This is a genomic window from Streptomyces sp. NPDC005195 (genome assembly GCF_040608315.1).
Taxonomy (GTDB): Bacteria; Actinomycetota; Actinomycetes; order Streptomycetales; family Streptomycetaceae; genus Streptomyces; species Streptomyces kaempferi.
Map to the genome: position 1 here is coordinate 1 of NZ_JBEXHZ010000276.1, position 1,995 is coordinate 1,995.

Below are 1,995 nucleotides of genomic sequence, written 5' to 3' on the forward strand. Positions count from 1 at the left end.
AAGGTCGGCTACCTCGGTGCCGCCGCGTCCCGCGAGCCGGCGGCGGCACTCGCCCGAACCGGCGGGAGCGACCGCGCGTGAGCACCGCGGCCCCCCTCGCCCCGCGCCGGCCCGAGCCCGTCCACGGCATCGAGGTGTCCCCGCTGCTCGCCTGCGACCCGCTCAAACGCCGTCTCTACGGCGCGGACACCTACTACCAGGAGAGCTACGAGCAGCTCGCCGCCCTGACCCCCGACGTCACCGGCTTCGCCCACCGTCACGCGGCGCTGCTGCTCAAGCCCGACGCGGTGGTCGCCCGCAGACTGCTCGCCGCGGTGGACTGGCTGGCCGAGCACGGCTTTCGCATCGTCGCCGCGGAGCCGACCCGGCTCACCCGGACCGTGATCCGCTCGCTCTGGTACCACCAGTGGAACCTCGCCACCCCCTACCGGCGCCGGCTCGCCGGGCTCTTCCTGGACAGCACCGACTCCCTGGTCCTGCTGGTGCGTTCCGAAGCCGGCACCGACGTGCCCGCGTCCGTCCTGCTCACCCGCCTGAAGGGCCCCACCGACCCGGACGCCCGGGTCCCGGGCCAGCTGCGTCATCTGCTCGGCCGCTACAGCTATCTGCTCAACCTGGTGCACACCCCCGACGAACCCGCCGACGTGCTGCGGGAGCTGGCCGTCCACTTCGACGACGAGCAGCGCGCGGGGATCTACCGCTCGGCCCTGGCCGGGGAGGACCGGTCCGCGCGGGCCCGCGCGCTCGCCGGCCGTCTGCACGCCGGCTCCGAGCCCAGGGAGCTCGACTTCGAGCCCGCGCTCAAACGGCTGCGCGACACCGTCGCCCGTCATCCCGGGCTGGACGCGGCGGCCGCCCCGCGTGAGCTGCTGGAGACCGCGTGGCGTCACCAGGTGGCGCTGGACGCGTGGGACACGGTCGTGGTCGGTTCGAAGGTGCTGCCCATGCGTGAGCCGGGCCGGGCCCCCGTACTGGACGGTGCCGGTGTCGAGCGGTGGCGCCGCCACCTGGCCGATCTGCGTGCCCTCCCCTCCCGAAGGAGCAGCCCATGAAGTTCGACAGGACCCTGCCCAGGGCGCTGGTGCACCGGGCGGCCGTCGCCGAGGTCTTCCTGACGGACGCGGAACGCCGCGGCGAGGACGAGGTGGTGCTGGCCGCCCAGCTGCCCCGCCTGCACGCCTTCTACGACGACACCCTCGGCGCCCGCGCCGGCCATGACCCCATGATGCTGCTGGAGGCCTGCAGACAGGGCATCTTCGTGGTGGCGCACCGGTTCCTGGACGTGCCGCTGGACCACAAGTTCCTGTTACGGACCGTCGAGTTCGAGGTGCTGGACGCCGGGCCGCCGGCACCGGGCCCGTTCCCCGCCGACGTCGTCATCAGCGCCCGGATCGAACACCGGGCGCGAGGCCGGTCGGGGGTGACGGGACTGCGGCTGCGCTTCACCGCGACCGCGGGCAACCGCGAGGTCATGACGGCCGGCATCGACTACTCCTGGATGCCGCCGCGGCACTGGACCCGGCTGCGTACGGCCCAGCGCGGCCGGCTGGAGCTGCCCGCCGTGCCCATCGCACCGCCGGTGGCACGGATCCGGCCCGAGCTGGTCGGCCGCCGGGACCCCGCCAACGCGGTGATCTCACCCGTCCGGGCCACCGCGGACGACGGCCTGACGGCCCGTCTGGTACCGGACACCTCGCATCCGGTCATGTTCGACCACTGGGTCGACCACGTCCCCGGGATGCTGGAGCTGGAGGCCTTCCGGCAGCTGGCGATCGCCGCCGCCGTGCGGGCGGGAGTCCTGCTGACGCCCACCGCGCACCCGGTCGCCCTGCACGCCCGGTTCCGCAGCTTCGCGGAGCTGGACCTGCCGGTGGAGTGCCGGACCGGACCGGTACGGCCCGGGGCGGACGTCGAGTGCACGTTGCGGCAGCCGGGCGCGCTGGTCGCCGACGCGCGGGTCAGGTTCGCCGAACGCGGCCCGGCCGTCCCGGCCCG

The 1,995-nt window shown here is 74.6% G+C and carries 2 protein-coding genes; both read left to right on the forward strand.

The window, feature by feature from the left end:
• Window positions 1–77: 77 nt before the first annotated feature.
• Complete coding sequence (locus ABZV34_RS38915; RefSeq protein WP_356287849.1) at window positions 78–1,052, forward strand: nucleoside-diphosphate kinase; 975 nt, start codon at window positions 78–80, stop codon at window positions 1,050–1,052.
• A partial coding sequence (locus ABZV34_RS38920; protein ID WP_356287852.1) for a ScbA/BarX family gamma-butyrolactone biosynthesis protein occupies window positions 1,049–1,995 on the forward strand: 947 nt, incomplete at its 3' end. The genes ABZV34_RS38915 and ABZV34_RS38920, both read left to right, overlap by 4 nt.